Raw genomic sequence first — 13639 nt, 5'->3', positions numbered from 1 at the left:
CGGCTTGTGCTTGCCCATTCGTCGGCTTGTCGGGCAGTCGAACGTGGCGACTGACGTCATACCAATTTGCAGGCATAATGCTTAGGTTGCTACCTATTGTCGCGGTTTCCCCATTGAATAACTCTCACCGGCCCCTGCTTGGCGTGTCGCTGATCTTGGTTTCTTGCCTGACGCTCGCCAGCCATGACGGGCTGTCCAAGTACCTGACACAGCTCTACCCCGTGTTCCTGGTCATCTGGGCACGCTATATGGCGCAGACGACTCTGATGCTTGCCCTGTTCACGCCGCGCATGGGGCGGCGGGTGTTTCGTACCCTGCGGCCGAAGCTGCAGATCTGCCGTGGCCTGAGTCTGGTCAGCGTCAGCATGCTGTTCATCAGCGGCCTCAGTTACATTCCGCTGGCCGAAGCGACCGCGGTGATCTTCCTGACCCCGTTGCTCGTTACCATCGCCTCCGCCTTGCTCGGTGAGCAGGTCAGCCGCGCCCAGTGGCTGGCGGTCGGCTGCGGGCTGATCGGCGTGATGATCATCGTGCGGCCGGGTGGTGCCTTGTTCACGCCGGCAATCCTGCTGCCGCTCGGCGCTGCCCTGAGCTTTACCCTCTATCAGTTGATTACCCGCCGACTCAGCGCGACGGATCATCCCGTGACCAGCAACTTCATCACCAGCCTGGTCGGCAGCCTGGTGATGAGCGTGCTGGTCGTCTTCAATTGGCAGACGCCGACGCTGCATGACGCGCTGATGATGGCGGGGCTCGGCGCCATGGCCATGAGCGGTCATCTGCTGCTGACCAATGCGTTTCGATTCGCCAGCGCCGCGGCGCTGGCACCGTTCACCTATTCGCAGATCATCTTTGCGGGGGTGGTGGGGCTGGTTGCCTTTGGACACACGCCGGATCTCGGCGCCATCGTCGGCATGGCCATCATCATCGCCAGCGGGCTGGTCATGGCGTATGTGCAAGGGCGGCGACCGCGCCCACCACTCTGAAACACCACGACGTGCCGGTGGCCGTCCGTACCGTTACCAACACTGAACAGACAAGGGCGACTCGACCCTTGCGTGCGATTCATCAGGAAACCACATGCAACGTATCTCTCATCACACCCTGCGCAGCGAATTCCGTCGGCTGCTGGCCTCCGACCGCTGCTACCACACCGCTTCGGTGTTTGACCCGATGTCGGCGCGTATCGCCGCCGATCTTGAATTCGAAGTCGGCATTCTCGGCGGCTCGGTCGCCTCGCTTCAGGTTCTAGCTGCCCCTGACTTTGCGCTGATCACCCTCAGTGAGTTCGTCGAGCAGGCGACCCGCATCGGCCGCGTATCGCGCCTGCCGATCATCGCAGATGCCGACCATGGCTACGGCAACGCGCTCAACGTGATGCGCACCGTGGTTGAGCTGGAGCGCGCCGGGATCGCCGCGCTGACCATCGAAGACACGCTGTTGCCTGCCAAATTCGGCCGCAAGTCCACCGACCTGATCGGCATGTTCGAAGCGGTCGGCAAGATCCGCGCAGCGCTTGAGGCGCGCATCGATCCCGAGCTCGCGATCATCGCGCGGACCAACGCCGGTGTGATCGGTCTGGAAGAGGTCATCGCGCGCGTGCAGGCCTACGAGGCAGCAGGCGCCGATGCGATCTGCCTGGTCGGCATCGAGGATTTCGAACAGCTGGAGCAGGTCGCCGAGAAACTCAGCGTGCCGCTGATGCTGGTGACCTATGGCAATCCGAAGCTGCGCGATAACAGCCGCCTGGCCGCGCTCGGCGTACGCATCGTGGTCAATGGCCACGCGGCTTACTTCGCGGCGATCAAGGCGACCTATGACTGCCTGCGCGAGCAGCGCCAGATCGATGCGTCCGACCTCAACGCCTCGCAGCTGTCGGTGAAGTACTCGACTGCCGAGGAGTACATGGTCTGGGCCGAGGAATACATGCAGGTCAAGGAGTGACCGGTTGCGCCCGGCGACATGCGCCGCCGGGCATCTGCCTATGAGCTAGCGGAGAACCGATGAGCCCACGCCTGCTGACCTTCATGGTGGCGTTCGCTGCCTTTCTGGGTCCCTTCACCCAGACGGTCTACGCGCCAATCCTGCCGGAGCTGGGCGAGGCGCTGCAGACCACGCCGCTGCTGATCAACCTCAGCATCTCGATCTTCACCTTTGTCCTGGCTTTCATGCAGATCGTCTACGGGCCGCTGGTGGATCGAAGCGGCCGCAGGCGCACCCTGTTGCTCGGTCTAGCGTGCTACATCGGCGCGTCCATCGGTTGTTTTCTCTCGCCCAACATCGAGACGCTGCTGCTGTTCCGCGCCCTGCAGGCGGTAGGTATCGCAGCCGGTGCGGTGGTGGCGGTAACCGTGATCGGGGATCGGTTCGAAGGCGCCGAGCGTGGCCGGGCGATGGGCTCGTTCCAGATGATGGTGGCGCTGGGGCCGGTGGTCGGCCCGGTGGTGGGTGGCTTCATCGGCGAGCACCTCGATTTCCATTACGTGTTTTTGCTGCTCGCAGTGGTTGGTGCTGTTGCGTTGCTGAGCAATGCGATCTGGTTGCAGGAAACCCGTCCGGCTGGGAGCGCGCCGCGCGCCTTCCACCCCAGGGAGTACCTGGAGGTGGTGCGCAATCGCCAGGGGCTGGCGATCATGCTGCTGAGCTTTGTGCAGTACTACGCCTTCTACAATTACCTAGTGTTCATGCCGCGCGTGCTCGGCGCCACTTACGGCCTGAGTGCCAGTGAAAAGGGCCTGGTGTTTCTGCCGCTGTCGATTGCCGTGGTGGTCGGCAGTTTTGCCGGTGGACGGCTATTGGCGCGCTGGCGGCCCCGCCCGGTGCTGGTGACGACGGCGGCGCTCAATGCCCTCAGCCTGCTGCTGTTTCTCGCGGTTGCGCAGTGGTCGCTGGCGGCGCTGGTGGTGGCGGTCAGCGCGTTCGGGCTGTTTCTCGGCCTTTCGCTGCCGGTACAGACCAGCCTGCTGATGGACCTGTACCCGCACAATCGCGCCACCGCGGTGGGCAGCTACAACTTCTTTCGCTTCATGGGCATGGCCACCGGGCCGGTGCTCGGCTCCTGGCTGTATCAGGACGGCAACCTCGGCCTGCTCTATGGCTTTGCGGCCGCGGCCTTTCTTATCGCCGTATGGCACGCGAGGATGCGCTTCGAGCAAGGTTAATGACCGTCGACTAGAACAGCGAGCGCTCGGCCTTGAACATGAAGTAGCTCTCGCAATAGGTGTTCTGGCCCGAGTAGACGCCGCACTCGCGGCCGCGAAGGCTCGAGTCGGTGTAGGAGAGATCCAGGCGTACGCCGAGCCAGGGGCGAGACAGGTTCAGCGACCAGTCATTGAAGACTTCAACACTGCCGCCCGGGTGATACATCGGGCTGTCCATCGAGTGGCTGGCGTATTTCAGGCGCAGGTCCAGCTCCAACGGACTGAGCCCACCAAGCTCCAGGAGCAGGGTACTGTCGGTGCGCCCCGGGCGGCTGCTGAGTGCGCCACCAAGGCGACTGCCGGCCAGGTTGAAGCCTGCGTAGTATTCGTGGCGATCGGCACCTTCCAGTTCCGGGAAGCTGTAGCGGATCACGCCCAGTTCGTAGCCTGGCGCCTGGTCGAAGCGGTGCTGGACGTAACCGATATAGCTGTCCAGCTCCAGCTGGTTGCCCTCGAGGATGCCCATGCTGGGTGCCCATTGGCCAACGTACCAACCACTCTCGTGGGTGAGGTCCAGGCCGCCGCGAAAGGTGCTGGCGGTTGCTGGGTTGACCAGTCCTTGGGCCATGCTGCGGGTAGGAGCCGTGCCGAGTCGCAGGTCGAATTGGCCCACCTCGCGCTCGACGACTTCAGATTGACTGGCGCATCCGCTCAAACCAATGATCAGCGCCGTCAGGATCTTCGTGTGCATCACCACTTCCCTGGGAGTATTTTCAGACAGTCGCGAGGCGACCTCGATCAGACAAAGCCGCGACGCAGAGCGTCTGGATTGGGCTTGCCGCTCAATCGGCTGGAAGGATAGACACTGCATTAGGCCGCCGAGGTCCGTTCGTCGATCCGGCGTCAGCGAATCGACGGGTGGCGCTGTGGTGTTGACGAAGCCAAAGGCGTGCCGCGCCCTTTACGCGACTGAACGGTGCTCGTGGCTGATGTTCCAAACAGAAACACGGGCAAGTCCTGATGCTGGGAGGTCGCAATGGCTACGGGTTGGGCGAATGAAGGTGCGGTTCAGGAACAGATCGACAGCACCATTGAAGATGCGGTGCAGCGGGCCCGCAGCCGCCTCGGGCGAGGTGAAAGTCTGGAGCGCTGCGAGGAATGCGACGCCAAGATTCCTGAGGCAAGGCGCCAGGCTGTGCCGGGCGTACGCCTGTGCGTGAAGTGCCAGACTGAGCTCGACAAGCAAGAAGCCAAGTTCAGCGGCTACAACCGTCGGGGCAGCAAGGACAGCCAGCTGCGCTGAGACAATAAATCATGTCGCCGGATCGCACTCGCCGCGCGGGCATGGGTCACACAGCGGGACACCCACCCTTTCATGGAAGAGGAACACCCCATGACGATTTTCGAAGCCCTGCGGCTGAGTCACGACATCCAGCGCGACCTGTCCGAACGCCTGACGCAGACAAGCGGCGACTCCGCAGAACGCCAGGAGCTATTCGCCCAACTCAAACATGAACTATGGGTGCACTCGGTCGCGGAAGAGCGCCACTTCTACATCCCGCTGATGCGCGATGACAGCGGTGTCGATCTGTCCCGTCATGCCATCGCTGAGCACCATGAAATGGACGAGATGGTCGAGGCACTGGAAGAGACGGATCCCAGCAGCCCGAGCTGGCTGGTGCAGGCCCGCAAGCTGTCGGACAAGGTTCACCACCATCTGCAGGAAGAGGAGCACAAATTCTTCCAGATGGCCGGCAAGCTGCTCAGTGATCAGCAGAAGAGCCAGCTGGCCGGGGCGTACCTTGGCGCCTACGACGTGATGAAAGCCGAGCACGCTTAAACGAGCGCGGCACCCGTCGGCATGCTGAAGGTAAAGGTGGTGCCCGCCTCGGCGGTAGACGTCACCTGCATGCTGCCCCCATGCGACGCGGCAATCTCATTGGCAATGTAGAGGCCGAGTCCAAGTCCAGACTGCGTGTTCGATGCCTCTCGCCAGTAGGGCTTGAACAACTGCGCCAGGCGATCGGGTGCTATCGGTTCACCCTGATTGTTCACCGACAGCAACAGCCGCCCATTTTCGATGACCGCGCGGACGAACACGCGTCCGGCCGCCGACCCGTGGACCAGCGCATTGGCAAGCAAGTTGGAAAGCAACTGTGCGAGGCGGTCCGCATCGCAACGGATCCCTCCCAGCGGGGCGATATCAGCTTCGATTGCGCGCTGCGGATGGGCACTCTGCATCTCCGAGACAATATGCGTCAGGGTGATGTGCAGGTCGTGGCACTCATCACGCTGCAACGGAATTCCATTGCCCAGGCGACCGCGGGCAAAGTCCAGCACGTCGTCCACCAGACGTGACGCGCGACGGGTCGCCGTCAGCATGTGTTCGGCAATGCCGGCGATCGACGCATCCTTCGAACGCCTGATCAGCAGCTGCGCGCCGGACAGGATCGACGAGAGCGGGTTGCGCAGGTCGTGCCCAAGCAGGGCGGTGAATTGCTCGCGTAGTTCGGCTGTTTGCTGAGCATCCAGTAACGCCGCCTCGGTTGCCTCGAATTGCTCTTCGGCCTCCAGCTGGATGGCCAGCAGCTTGGCGAAGGACTCCATCATCGCCAGGATCGGCATTTCCGACAGATCCGCCGGTTGCGGGTCGAGCGCACAGACGGTGCCGAAAAAACTGCCATTGGTGCGAAACACCGGCGTCGAGATATAGCTTTCGAAACCGTACATCTTTGGCGTGTGATGGTCGCAGTAGCGCCGGTCCTCACTTGCCTTGCTGATGATGATGGTTTCGTGAGACGTGTGAATCTCGTGGCACAGGGTGGTGGTGACATCCAGCTCGCCGCCGACCTGCAAACCGAAATTGATCCGGTCGAGCACGGCGCAGGCTGTCCAGGAATCTTCAGTAACACGCGCAACGGCTGCAAACCGTAAACCCGTGGTTTCGGATATCACCTGGAGAATCGCCGGCACGGCGTTGATGCGGCTGATCGCCGAAATGTCGTCGGTTATCGATCGGTTCATGCGGGTGTAATGGCGGCGCGTGATGATGGCCGAGCACTTTATCACGGGTCGTTCGTTGCGCTGAGTCGAGCCGACCGCTAGCCGGCTCGACTCGAATAGGCGGCTTACACCTGGGGTGTCAGCGGAGGTGTCTCGCCAACCGGTACGATGTGTTTGCGCATCAGCAGGTAGTGCACCACGGCGCCGAACAGTGCGCCCAGCAGCCAGGCGAAGCCGGACAGGCTTTCCAGCCCCGGCATCCAGACCGAAGCCACCGAGAACACAGAGCTGATACCGAAGGCGATGATGGCCTTGCGGTTCCAGCCGGCGTTGAAGTAGTAGGTCGAGTTGGGCGCTGCCGAGAACAGCTGCTGCACATCCAGCCGCTGGCGGCGCACCAAGTAGTAGTCGGCCACGATGATGCCGTACAGCGGCGCCAGTACCGCGCCCAGGGTGTCTACGAAGGCGGCGATGCCCACCGCACTGATGAACGACACCCAAAGCGCACCGATGAAGAAGGCGATCGCAGCGGTGATGTAGCCGCCGGTGCGCGCACTGATGCGTGCAGGTGCCAGGTTGGCGATGTCATAGGCCGGTGGGATGAAGTTGGCGACAAGGTTGATGCCCACTGTGGCGGCGAAGAAAGTGACTGCGGCGATCAGCGTCAGGCCGACATTGTCGATGCGCGCCACGATATCGGTGGGGTTGGTCAAGGTTTCGCCAAACACCACCACGGTTCCGGCGGTGATCACCAGGGCGATCAGCGAGAAGATCGCCAGGCTCACCGGTAGGCCGAGAAAGTTGCCGATACGCATCTGCCGCTCGTTCTTCACGAAGCGGGCAAAGTCACCGTAGTTGATTACCACCGCCGCGAAGTAGGCGACCATGGTGCCGACCACCGCAGCGAAGGCAGCAATCGGCCCGCCGGCATAGCTGCCAGTGCCACTGAAAATAGTACCCAGCGCGCCCGCGAGGCTGGGGCCGGCCTTATAGCAGATGGCGATCATCATCGCGATCATCACCACATAGACCAGCGGCCCGGCCCAGTTCAGAAAGCGCGTCACCCAGTCCACGCCTCTCACGAACAATGCAACCTGGAATACGCAGACGATCACGTAGGCGATCCAGTCGATGGTAGTCAGCCCCAGCAAAGACGCTTCAGAGCCTGGACCGAGCAAGGTGCGGATCAGCAGCGCCACCGCGGTCGAAGCGAAGTAGGTCTGCACGCCGTACCAGAAGATCGCCACGATGCCTCGCACCACGGCCGGGAAGTTCGCCCCGCGTACGCCCATGCTGGCACGCGCCATGACCGGGAAGGGGATGCCGTACTTCACACTCGGTTTGCCGGTCAGCTGCACCAGCCCCATGACGATGAAACCCGCCAGCACGATCCCGGCCAGTACTGCCCAGCCATTCAAGCCATAACTGATGAACAGCGTCGCGGCCAGGGTATAGCCGAACAGGCTCTGGATATCGTTGGACCAGACGTTGAAGATCTCGAACCAGCCCCACTTGCGCTTGGCTGGGGCGAGCGGGGCGAGGTCCTCGTTATACAGAGTGGGGTCGATCTGCTTGATCCGGAAATCGTCGTGATTCATAGGTGGGCGCTCTGTGCATGACTATTGTTGGTTTTTGTATGCAGTTCTTGTTCCGCGTAAGGCAGCAGTCGCGAAATCAGGAGGTTGATTATTGGCCGCAGCGCAGCCTCGCTGCCTGAAGCGTAGACGTCCCGGCTTGGTTCTGTGGGTGATCTGTATACAAGCGATGGTGCGGGTTTGCCTGAACAGACATTCGCTTCTGGTTCGGAAGCGCATCGATCGCTCACACAACCCTCTTCGATGCACCAATTCCGTGCTTTGCAGGCGATGCCAGGCGTTAGCAAGGAAAGCGTGCAGTGATGAGCGGCCAGGAATCCGTGGCAGTGTGTGTTTGGAGACTTTCGAAGCAACGCGAGACAGATACGCTCATTTGCTCTAGAGCGGCAGTGGTGCAGTTCTGCCAGAGCATTGGTGCTGGCCCTGCATCTCGCGAGGAGTCGCAGCTCAGGAACTGCAAACAAAAACCCCAGGCCCATCGTGGAGGCCCGGGGGGTTAGTAGTTAGCCGAAGCGTGCCGACGCGGCCTGATTAGCGCTGCGTGACGGTTGCCCTGTTGCCGTTGCCCATTTGGCTGACGTTAGCGGTATTGGCAAATCCTGCCTGATCCACGGTGGCGATATTAAGTGCCCCGTCCTGCAACACGCTGACCCTGCTCGATTCACTGCTCTGGTCGACCATGGCGAAGTTTTCGCTGCCCAGTTGCATCAGGTCAACAGTGCTACCAAGACCTGTTTGATCTATGTCAGCGACGTTTTCGTTGCCGGTTTGGCTTACCAGGATAGAGCTCTCTTGGCCGGTTTGATCGATGAAAGCGTCGTTGCTTTCGCCGGCTTGATCAACGGTGGTGTCGTTGTATGCGCCTTCCTGGTTGAGCTCGACGTCATTGTTCCAACCGGTCTGGGTTACGTCAGCGATGTTCAGGGAGCCAGCCTGAGTGACGGTGGTGTCGTTGTTCCAGTTGTTCTGGGTAATGGTGACCTGGCCTTCCATGCCGGTTTGGATAACGGTTGCGTCGTGCCAAGCGCCGTCTTGGGTCACCTGGGAAAAGTTGTCCTGACCTGATTGCTGGGTGGTAGCGGTGTTCCGATAGAAAAAGCCGGTCTGGTATACCTCGGAAGTCTGGCCGACGCCTTCCTGATAGACGTTGGCGAGCTGATTCTTACCGGTTTGCTCGATAGTCGCTTCACTGCTGGCGGCGAACGCCTGGCTGGCGGATACCGCTAGGACGGCAGCGAACAGCGCGTTGAATTTGAACATTGGTTGTTTCTCCCTGGATTTATCGGTCGCGCAGCCTGTTGTTGTTTTTGGCCGACGCGGTTACCCGCAGCGCACAACGTTTCCTGAAGCGTTGCCAGCAATGCCTACCTTGAGCCTTGGTAGCCGGCGGCGCTTCGCATCCTTGCGTCCTTGGGGCGGGTGTTGCGCTTGGGTAGTCGAGAAGGTAGTTCACTGCCTTGTTTGCCTAATCAACCGTACGGTTGAAATTCGTGCATCAATCAACAGGCAGAGCAAGTCGCAAGCAGCTGGCCTGAATATTCTTTCGCTTTTTTGAGGGGGCGTTTGAATCGACTCGGGGAGGTTCAGGCTCCGATCAGCGGAGCTCGAATCGCGCAGTTTTTTTTATCAAGGATGGCGGGGTGGCGCTCGGCTTCAATCCGGTACAGCGGAGGATATCGACCCCGCACATGCGGCGGGGTGACTAAGTCGCGCCGGGTTACCAACGCGGTCAGAACAGAAAGTACCGCTGCGCCATTGGCAGTACTTCGGCCGGTTCGCACCAGAGCAGCTGGCCGTCGGCGCGAACCTGGTAGTTCTGCGGGTCGACCTGGATGTCCGGTGTGTAGTCATTGTGGATCAGGTCTTTCTTCTGCACCGAGCGGCAGCCTTTCACCACCCCGATCTTCTTCTTCAGCCCCAACTGCTCTGGCACGCCGGCCTCGAACGCAGCCTGGCTGATAAAGGTGAAACTCGAGGCATGCAGCGAGCCGCCGTAGCTGGCGAACATGGGACGGTAGTGCACCGGCTGCGGGGTCGGAATCGAGGCGTTGGCGTCGCCCATCAGGCTCGCGGCGATGGCGCCGCCCTTGAGGATCAGCGTCGGCTTGACGCCAAAGAAGGCCGGGCGCCACAGCACCAGATCGGCCCACTTGCCCACTTCGATGGAACCCACTTCATGGCTGACGCCATGGGTGATCGCCGGGTTGATGGTGTACTTGGCGATGTAGCGCTTGGCGCGGAAGTTGTCGTTGCTCGCGCCGTCGCCCGGCAGGGCGCCGCGCTGCTTTTTCATCTTGTCGGCGGTCTGCCAGGTGCGGGTGATCACCTCGCCGACGCGGCCCATGGCCTGACTGTCGGAGCTGATCATGCTGAACGCACCCAAGTCGTGGAGGATGTCTTCGGCGGCGATGGTCTCGCGGCGAATGCGGGATTCGGCAAAGGCCACGTCTTCGGCGATGCTCGGGTCCAGGTGGTGGCAGACCATGAGCATGTCCAGGTGCTCATCGATGGTGTTCTTGGTGAACGGCCGGGTCGGGTTGGTCGAGCTGGGCAGTACGTTGGGCAAGCCGCAGGCCTTGATGATGTCCGGCGCATGACCGCCACCGGCGCCCTCGGTGTGGTAGGTGTGGATGGTGCGGCCCTTGAACGCGCCCAGAGTCGTCTCGACAAAGCCGGATTCGTTCAGCGTGTCGGTGTGGATAGCCACCTGCACATCGTATTGGTCCGCCACGTTCAGGCAGTTGTCGATGGCCGCCGGCGTGGTGCCCCAGTCTTCGTGCAGTTTCAAGCCGATAGCGCCGGCCTTGACCTGCTCGATCAGGGGCTCAGGCAGCGACGCATTTCCCTTGCCGGTGAAGCCAATGTTCATCGGGAAGGCGTCAGCGGCCTTGAGCATCATCGCCATGTGCCAGGGGCCGGGCGTGACCGTGGTGGCATTGGTGCCGGTCGCCGGGCCGGTGCCACCGCCGATCATGGTGGTGACGCCGCTCATCAATGCTTCTTCGATCTGCTGCGGGCAGATGAAGTGGATATGCGAGTCGATGCCGCCTGCGGTGAGGATCATGCCTTCGCCGGCGATAACTTCCGTCGCGGCGCCGATGGCGATGGTCACGTCCGGCTGAATGTCCGGGTTACCCGCCTTGCCGATGGCGGCGATACGGCCGTCCTTCAAGCCCACATCCGCCTTGACGATGCCCCAGTGGTCGAGGATGAGCGCGTTGGTGATCAGCGTATCGACGACATCCGCAGCGCACAGCTGGCCCTGTCCCATGCCGTCACGGATCACCTTGCCGCCGCCGAACTTCACCTCTTCGCCGTAGGTGGTGAAATCCTTCTCGACCTCGATCCACAGGTCGGTGTCGGCCAGGCGCACCTTGTCGCCAACGGTGGGGCCGAACATGTCGGCGTAGGCTTGGCGGGAAATCTTCATTGAATCTCATCCTGTCCGTAGGGTGGACAACGCGAAGCTTGTCCACCAGCAATCTGGGCGGTGGAAAAGCCTTCGGCGTTTTCCACGGGGTGGCCATCCACCCTGCGAATCTGTAATCAGAGCGCGCCCATCACCCGCCCGGCAAAGCCAAACACCCGCCGATCACCGGCCAGCTCGACCAGCTCCACCTCGCGGCTCTGGCCCGGCTCGAAGCGCACCGCGGTGCCGGCAGGAATGTTTAGACGCATGCCGCGGGCTGCGGCGCGGTCGAACGCCAGCGCATCGTTGGTTTCGAAAAAGTGGTAGTGCGAGCCGACCTGAATCGGCCGGTCGCCACTGTTGGCCACGTTGAGCGTCAAGGTGCGGCGACCGGCGTTGAGCTCGATCTCGCCGTTCTGAATCTGGTATTCGCCGGGGATCATGGCTGGGACGTCCTGTTCAGGGTCAGTTGCATCATGGTCAGGTCCAGCCAGCGGCCGAACTTGCAGCCTACCTGGCGCATCTGGGCCGCGTGGATGAAGCCAAGCTGCTGATGCATGTGGATGGACGCGCGGTTCTCGCTCTCGATGGCCGCGATCATCACGTGCTTGTGCATCTCGCGGGCGCGCTTGATCAGCGCCTGCATCAGGCTGCGGCCCACGCCGCCACCGCGTTGGCCGGGGCGCACGTAGACGGAATTCTCCACGGTGTGGCGGAAACCGTCGTGCGGGCGCCAGGGGCCGAAGGAGGCATAGCCAGCCACCTGTCCTTGATCGTCAATCGCGACCAGCACCGGGTAGCCCTGTTCGTGGCGCTCGGCCAGCCAGGCGCGGCGGTTGTCGAGGTCGACGACCTTGTCGTTCCAGATCGCCGTGCTGTTCTGCACCGCGTCGTTGTAGATCTCTAGGATGCCTGCGAGGTCGGTATCCAGGGCGTCACGTATCTGCACGTTGAGTTCCTTCGGTAACGGTTCAATTCGGCTGCAGTAGACATTGACCCGCGTTTCAGGGAATAGGTTGGTGCACCGTGACCAGCTTGGTGCCGTCCGGAAAGGTCGCTTCGACCTGGATCTCCGGAATCATTTCCGGCACGCCTTCCATCACCTGCTCGCGGCTTAGCAGGGTGGTGCCGAAGTGCATCAGCTCGGCGACCGTCTGGCCGTCGCGGGCGCCTTCTAGCAGGGCGGCGGAGATGTAGGCCATGGCTTCCGGGTAGTTGAGCTTCAACCCGCGGGCGAGACGGCGCTCAGCCACCAGCCCGGCGGTGAAGATCAGCATCTTGTCTTTTTCTCTTGGCGACAAATCCATAACAGCTCCAGTCGTGGGGTGGATGTCACTGTTCACATCCACCGGCTCGTGGCGGCAGACCACGCAGCGTTATTCAGGGCAGCGTGCACGCAGGCGCGCCGGGGTAGGGTGGACAACGGCGCGGCCTTGCCCACCGCTCATTCACGTACTCCAGATTCGTGGCGCTACCGCCTCGCGGCCCAGCAGTTCGGGGCGCAATAGTCGCCATAAATCGATCAACCAGGCGCGCGCATGCAGCGCTTCGTCGCAGAGGCAGCGTGCTACTACCAAGCCGGGCAATTGCGTGAGGTCGCCGCGCACGCGGCCGGGCAATTCACGGCAGCGCTCCATCAGATCGGCATCGATCTCGCCGCTGACGATCATGGTCGCAAACACCGGCTGACCATCGAGGCCGATTGGCGAATCCAGCAGGCCATCGTTGCCCACCACACGCTGGCGTTCGTGCCAGAGCAGGTCACCGTCGCGGCGGATGTTCAGCTGTGCCTGAAAGTGGCCCGCATCGAAGCGCTCGCCACTGGCTGGTCGGCCCAGCGCAATGATGTCCCAATAGAACAGCCGAGCGTTGCTCTCCAGTTCGATGGTCGTGATGAGCTCGGCCTGTGCTGCCGAATAGACGATGGTTTCCTGCGGCAGCCATTCCAGCGTCGCGCCGGCCTCGACGCGCAATTGCACGTTCTGGAATGCCGGGCCGCCAGCGCGGTACCACTTCGCCGCGCCAGGGCTGGTCAGCTGTGCCCAGGCGCCGTTGCCGACCGAGGCGCTGATGTCCAGTCGGTCGCCGCCTGCAATCCCGCCCGGCGGGTGCACGATGATGTGCTGACAGACTTCCGGCCCTTCGGGATAGAGGTGCTTCTGCACTCTCAGCGGCCCGCTGTGGCGGCGCAACACCGGTCGTGTCGATCCGTCGAAGCGGGCATAGGCCAGTTCGAGTTCGGCATTCCAATGAGGCGTGAACAAGGGGGTAAGGGCAGTCATGAGCCGGAAGTCAGCATATTGATGACTGACGTCGAGCAATTGTCATGCCTCCCGCGCCATGGCGGTGCGCTGGACGGGCTCGCGGGGTGGTAAGGCGATAAATGAACCGGTCCATGCGGATCGGTCATCGGCCGCTGACGCCCCCGATTGGTGCATCGTAAAGCCACAACATCCATAGCGAACCAATTTGGTGCGAATGACCCAGCGTTT

At 62.0% G+C, this 13639-nt stretch carries 14 protein-coding genes; 5 read left to right on the top strand and 9 right to left on the bottom strand.

What is annotated here, in order from left to right:
- The first annotated feature begins 113 nt into the window (after positions 1–113).
- The 3 genes from CXK96_RS16085 (at position 114) to CXK96_RS16075 (ending at position 3161) form a co-directional block, all read left to right on the top strand.
- Positions 114–986: a DMT family transporter gene (locus tag CXK96_RS16085; RefSeq protein WP_102837443.1), complete on the top strand. Its 873-nt coding sequence runs from the start codon at positions 114–116 to the stop codon at positions 984–986.
- A gap of 94 nt (positions 987–1080) precedes the next feature.
- Positions 1081–1944 carry an isocitrate lyase/PEP mutase family protein gene (locus CXK96_RS16080; protein ID WP_102837442.1) on the top strand — a complete coding sequence of 288 codons (864 nt, stop codon included), beginning with the start codon at positions 1081–1083 and terminating at the stop codon, positions 1942–1944.
- A gap of 59 nt (positions 1945–2003) precedes the next feature.
- On the top strand, positions 2004–3161 hold the full coding sequence (locus CXK96_RS16075; RefSeq protein ID WP_102837441.1) for an MFS transporter: 1158 nt from the start codon (positions 2004–2006) through the stop codon (positions 3159–3161).
- A gap of 10 nt (positions 3162–3171) precedes the next feature.
- On the opposite strand, the gene CXK96_RS16070 is transcribed toward CXK96_RS16075, so the two are convergent.
- Positions 3172–3891 (bottom strand): TorF family putative porin, encoded by a 720-nt coding sequence (locus CXK96_RS16070; protein ID WP_102837440.1) that lies wholly within the window; start codon positions 3889–3891, stop codon positions 3172–3174.
- A 285-nt stretch (positions 3892–4176) separates the two neighbouring features.
- On the opposite strand from CXK96_RS16070, the gene CXK96_RS16065 reads away from it, so the two are divergent.
- Entirely contained in the window at positions 4177–4443 is a 267-nt protein-coding gene (locus tag CXK96_RS16065; RefSeq protein WP_102837439.1) for a DksA/TraR family C4-type zinc finger protein, read from the top strand.
- Between the two features lie 90 nt (positions 4444–4533).
- Positions 4534–4980, top strand: a complete 447-nt coding sequence (locus CXK96_RS16060; RefSeq protein ID WP_102837438.1) for a hemerythrin domain-containing protein — start codon at positions 4534–4536, stop codon at positions 4978–4980.
- Here CXK96_RS16060 and CXK96_RS16055 read toward each other — a convergent pair.
- The 8 genes from CXK96_RS16055 to CXK96_RS16020 form a co-directional block, all read right to left on the bottom strand.
- Complete coding sequence (locus tag CXK96_RS16055) at positions 4977–6164, bottom strand: GAF domain-containing sensor histidine kinase (RefSeq protein ID WP_102837556.1); 1188 nt, start codon at positions 6162–6164, stop codon at positions 4977–4979. The genes CXK96_RS16060 and CXK96_RS16055 overlap by 4 nt on opposite strands.
- 104 nt (positions 6165–6268) lie before the next feature.
- Positions 6269–7741, bottom strand: a complete 1473-nt coding sequence (locus CXK96_RS16050) for an NCS1 family nucleobase:cation symporter-1 (protein ID WP_102837437.1) — start codon at positions 7739–7741, stop codon at positions 6269–6271.
- 528 nt (positions 7742–8269) lie between these two features.
- Positions 8270–8998 carry a hypothetical protein gene (locus CXK96_RS16045; RefSeq protein WP_102837436.1) on the bottom strand — a complete coding sequence of 243 codons (729 nt, stop codon included), beginning with the start codon at positions 8996–8998 and terminating at the stop codon, positions 8270–8272.
- Positions 8999–9467: 469 nt separating this feature from the next.
- Entirely contained in the window at positions 9468–11168 is a 1701-nt protein-coding gene (gene ureC / locus CXK96_RS16040; RefSeq protein ID WP_102837435.1) for an urease subunit alpha, read from the bottom strand.
- 116 nt (positions 11169–11284) lie between these two features.
- A complete protein-coding gene (locus tag CXK96_RS16035) occupies positions 11285–11590 on the bottom strand; it encodes an urease subunit beta (RefSeq protein ID WP_102837434.1) in 306 nt (101 codons plus the stop codon).
- The gene (locus CXK96_RS16030; RefSeq protein WP_102837433.1) at positions 11587–12096 is read right to left on the bottom strand and encodes a GNAT family N-acetyltransferase; all 510 of its coding nucleotides are present in this window, start codon (positions 12094–12096) and stop codon (positions 11587–11589) included. The genes CXK96_RS16035 and CXK96_RS16030 overlap by 4 nt, the downstream gene beginning before the upstream one ends.
- 55 nt (positions 12097–12151) lie before the next feature.
- Entirely contained in the window at positions 12152–12454 is a 303-nt protein-coding gene (gene ureA, locus CXK96_RS16025; protein ID WP_102837432.1) for an urease subunit gamma, read from the bottom strand.
- Between the two features lie 141 nt (positions 12455–12595).
- Positions 12596–13429, bottom strand: coding sequence for an urease accessory protein UreD (locus CXK96_RS16020; RefSeq protein WP_102837555.1), 834 nt, complete (start codon positions 13427–13429; stop codon positions 12596–12598).
- Positions 13430–13639 lie beyond the last annotated feature (210 nt).

Source organism: Stutzerimonas stutzeri, from assembly GCF_002890895.1.
GTDB classification, from domain to species: domain Bacteria; phylum Pseudomonadota; class Gammaproteobacteria; order Pseudomonadales; family Pseudomonadaceae; genus Stutzerimonas; species Stutzerimonas stutzeri_AB.
The sequence above is the reverse complement of the archived record's forward strand: the minus strand, read 5'-3'. Positions and strand labels throughout refer to the sequence as shown.

Coding starts and splice junctions, on each gene's coding strand:
- CXK96_RS16080 (WP_102837442.1), top strand. CDS start 1,081: ATGCAACGTATCTCTCATCACACCCTGCGCAGCGAATTCCGTCGGCTG.
- CXK96_RS16075 (WP_102837441.1), top strand. CDS start 2,004: ATGAGCCCACGCCTGCTGACCTTCATGGTGGCGTTCGCTGCCTTTCTG.
- CXK96_RS16070 (WP_102837440.1), bottom strand. CDS start 3,891: ATGCACACGAAGATCCTGACGGCGCTGATCATTGGTTTGAGCGGATGC.
- CXK96_RS16065 (WP_102837439.1), top strand. CDS start 4,177: ATGGCTACGGGTTGGGCGAATGAAGGTGCGGTTCAGGAACAGATCGAC.
- CXK96_RS16060 (WP_102837438.1), top strand. CDS start 4,534: ATGACGATTTTCGAAGCCCTGCGGCTGAGTCACGACATCCAGCGCGAC.
- CXK96_RS16055 (WP_102837556.1), bottom strand. CDS start 6,164: ATGAACCGATCGATAACCGACGACATTTCGGCGATCAGCCGCATCAAC.
- CXK96_RS16050 (WP_102837437.1), bottom strand. CDS start 7,741: ATGAATCACGACGATTTCCGGATCAAGCAGATCGACCCCACTCTGTAT.
- CXK96_RS16045 (WP_102837436.1), bottom strand. CDS start 8,998: ATGTTCAAATTCAACGCGCTGTTCGCTGCCGTCCTAGCGGTATCCGCC.
- ureC (WP_102837435.1), bottom strand. CDS start 11,168: ATGAAGATTTCCCGCCAAGCCTACGCCGACATGTTCGGCCCCACCGTT.
- CXK96_RS16035 (WP_102837434.1), bottom strand. CDS start 11,590: ATGATCCCCGGCGAATACCAGATTCAGAACGGCGAGATCGAGCTCAAC.
- ureA (WP_102837432.1), bottom strand. CDS start 12,454: ATGGATTTGTCGCCAAGAGAAAAAGACAAGATGCTGATCTTCACCGCC.
- CXK96_RS16020 (WP_102837555.1), bottom strand. CDS start 13,429: ATGACTGCCCTTACCCCCTTGTTCACGCCTCATTGGAATGCCGAACTC.